This is a genomic window from Pseudomonas lurida (assembly GCF_013522705.1).
Taxonomy (GTDB): domain Bacteria; phylum Pseudomonadota; class Gammaproteobacteria; order Pseudomonadales; family Pseudomonadaceae; genus Aquipseudomonas; species Aquipseudomonas quebecensis.
Window position 1 is genome coordinate 1 of the sequence record NZ_JAAMRE010000054.1, and the last position, 3,813, is coordinate 3,813.

Annotated in this window: 1 protein-coding gene; it reads left to right on the forward strand. The window is 60.3% G+C overall.

Annotated features, from left to right (window positions below; translation table 11 throughout):
- On the forward strand, positions 1–3,813 hold a 3,813-nt coding region (locus tag G7025_RS26455), incomplete at both ends, for a beta strand repeat-containing protein (protein WP_181081926.1).

The window sequence follows — 3,813 nt, forward strand, 5'->3', positions numbered from 1 at the left end:
ACGGCGCTTACGCCTTCACCCCGGTTAAAGATTTCAATGGTGATGTGCCGCAAATCGGCTACACCACCAACACTGGCTCCAGCAGCACTCTCGACGTGAAGATCGACCCGGTCGACGACGCCAGCGTTTTGCAGGCTGACACCGGCAGCGCGAAAGAAGACACCGTCGCCACCGGCAATGTGCTGACTAACGACAGCGACGTGGATAACGTGCTGACCGTTGCCTCCTTCAATGTGGGTGGAACCACTTACACCGCCGGCCAAACCGCCGTCATCGCGGGCGTGGGTTCGATCACCATCGGCACCGACGGTGCTTACGCCTTCACGCCGGTTAAAGACTTCAACGGCGATGTGCCGCAAATCGGCTACACCACCAACACTGGTTCCAGCAGTACCTTGGACGTGAAGATCGACCCGGTCGACGACGCCAGCGTCCTGCAAGCCGACACCGGTAGCGCGAAAGAAGACACTGTTGCCACCGGCAACGTGCTGACCAACGACAGCGACGTCGATAACGTCCTGACCGTTGCCAGCTTCAATGTGGGTGGAACCACTTACACCGCCGGCCAAACCGCCGTCATTGCAGGCGTTGGCTCGATCACCATCGGCACTGACGGCGCTTACGCCTTCACGCCAGTCAAAGACTTCAACGGCGACGTCCCACAAATCGGCTACACCACCAACACCGGTTCCAGCAGCACCCTTGACGTGAAGATCGACCCCGTCGATGACGCCAGCGTCTTGCAAGCCGATACCGGCAGCGCGAAAGAAGACACCGTCGCCACCGGCAACGTTCTGACTAATGACAGCGACGTGGACAACGTCCTGACCGTCGCCAGTTTCACCGTCAATGGCACTAACTACCAAGCAGGCCAGACCGCTGTTATTGCTGGTGTGGGCACAATCACCATCGGCACCGACGGCGCTTACGCCTTCACCCCAGTCAAAGACTTCAACGGCGACGTCCCACAAATCGGCTACACCACCAACACCGGTTCCAGCAGCACCCTGGACGTGAAGATCGACCCCGTCAACGACGCCCCTGTACTGGGCAACGCTTCGACCAATGCCTTCGGCGACACCTACATCGAAGGCAAGCCAGGCGGCTACATCGCGGCGAACCTGACGGTCAGCGATGTGGACAACAGTACCCTGCAAAGTGCCAAAGTCACGCTGGTCAATCCCCTGGCAGGAGACTTACTGATTGCAGATGCAAGCAATGCGAAAATCACCGTCAGCTATGACAAAGGCACCGGCGTATTGACCTTGTCCGGTGACGCCACCAAAGCCGAATACCAGGAAGTCCTGCGCTCGGTGCACTTCGCCAGCGAAAGCCAGAACCCGGTCCCGACCGACCGCACACTGACCATCACCGTCAACGATGGCCAGCTCGATTCGGCCCCTGTGACTTCCGTGGTGAAGGTGGTTCCGGTCAACGATCCGCCTGTGGTGCAGTTCGACAGCACCACGTTCACCGAGCAAGCCGAGGCCGGTGCACTGGTCAAAAACCTGAGCATCAGCGACGTCGACAACACCACTTTCAGCAAAGTGGTGGTCACGGTCGATAAACTGGCGTCTGGTGACCTGCTAAGCAGTGCCGATGTGCTCAAGGCACTGGCCGTTGCCGGGATTACCATCACCCAGAGCGGCAGTGCCGCCGATGGCAAAATCGTCTATACCCTCACCAGCAACTCGTCGGCCGGCAGCAGCGCGGCTGACTTCACCAAAGTGGTTGAAGCGATCACCTTCCAGACGCCGGGCAATAACCCGGTCGGCACGGATCGCAGTGTCACCATTGACGTCACCGACATCGGCGGCGGCAACCTTGACCGGGAGCCACCGCAGACCGGCAGTGCCACCGGCAAGGTCACCATCGATCTGTTCAACGATGCACCTACCGCAGCGGCCAACCCGGCTGGCGCAGATGAAGACCATGCGGCGACGATCGTACTGAGCGGCACCGATGTGGACGGCACCGTCGCCAAGTTCGTCATCACCGCATTGCCGGAAAACGGCAAGCTATACAGCGATGCCACCCTGCAAACCGAACTCAAAGTCGGCGACTCAGTGCCGGCGGGTGTCGACGGCAAAGCCTCGGTTTATTTCTCGCCAACCGGCGACTGGAGCGGCAGCACCTCGCTCACCTTTACGGCGGTCGACAATGGCGGTAAAGCCAGCGCCGATACCACTGCCGCAGTCACCATCGCCCCAGTGACCGACACCCCGCACCTGGGCCTGCTCGGCGGCGGCGTCGTGACCGCGATCAACTTCGACAGCGCCCCTCTCAACGGTTCGTGGAGCACGGTCGCGGTCGGCGCTGCCAATAACGCAGCAGGTAACGGTACCCCTGCGGCCACCCAGTGGTTGACCGGTAACAGCGACGGCAAGGTCGAGATTGGCCAAAGCAGCGTCTACGGTGTCGGCACCCCGGGCAACAGCCAGGTGATCGAGCTGGAAAAAAATGCCGGCGACGACGCCAGTCTGTACACCATCATCAAGGCCGAAAGCGGTACGGCGTACACTATCAGCGTCGACTACTCGCCACGTGCGGGGGCCGAGAATAACTCGGTGATCGACGTTTTCTGGGGCGGCGTCAAGGTGGGCACCCTGGATGCAACTACCGTAGGCATGAAGACCTACACCTTCGTGGTGCCTGTCACCGCTGACGGTGATGCCAAGCTCGAGTTCAAGGCGCCTACCAGCAATTCGCTGGGTGGCGTGATGGACAACATCAGCGTCACCCAGGTACTGAACACCGGCCTGGAAGACCACGCGATCAAGCTGTCCGCGATTGACGCTTACGCCACCGACAAGGATGGTTCCGAGACGCTCAAGCTGGAGGTCAGCGGTATTCCGAGCGGCGCGACCCTTTCCGACGGTGCGGGTCACACCTTCACCGCGACGGCAGGCATCCAGAGCATCGACATCAGCAGCTGGAACAAGGCCACACTGGTCTTTAATCCTGCGCCGGACACCAATGGCCTGGTGAACCTCACCGTAACCGCCACCGCACAGGATGGCGCAGCATCGCCGAAGTCCGAATCGATTACGTTGCCGATCAACGTCATCGCAGTCGACGACCCTAGCGTTCTGAAAGCTGATATCGGCAGCGCGCAGGAAGACACCGTTGCCACCGGCAACGTGCTGACCAACGACAGCGACGTGGATAACGTGCTGACCGTTGCCTCCTTCAATGTGGGTGGAACCACTTACACCGCCGGCCAAACCGCCGTCATCGCGGGCGTGGGTTCGATCACCATCGGTGCCAACGGTGCGTACACCTTCACGCCGGTCAAAGACTTTAACGGCGACGTGCCGCAAATCGGCTACACCACCAACACCGGCTCCAGCAGCACGCTGAATGTGAACATCGTGGCGGTGGATGATCCGAGTGTCCTCAAGGCTGATACCGGCAGTGCGAAGGAAGATACGGTTGCAACCGGCAACGTGCTGACCAACGACAGCGACGTGGACAACGTGTTGACCGTGGCGAGCTTCAACGTCGGTGGCACCACCTACACCGCTGGCCAAACCGCCGTCATTACAGGCGTGGGTTCGATCACCATCGGTGCGAACGGCGCCTACACCTTCACCCCGGTTAAAGACTTCAATGGTGATGTGCCGCAAATCGGCTACACCACCAACACGGGTTCCAGCAGCACGCTGAACGTGAACATTGTGGCGGTGGATGATCCGAGTGTTCTTAAGGCTGATACCGGCAGCGCGCAGGAAGATACGGTTGCCACCGGCAACGTGCTGACCAATGACGTCGACGTGGACAACGTGTTGACCGTGGCGAGCTTCAACGTCGGTG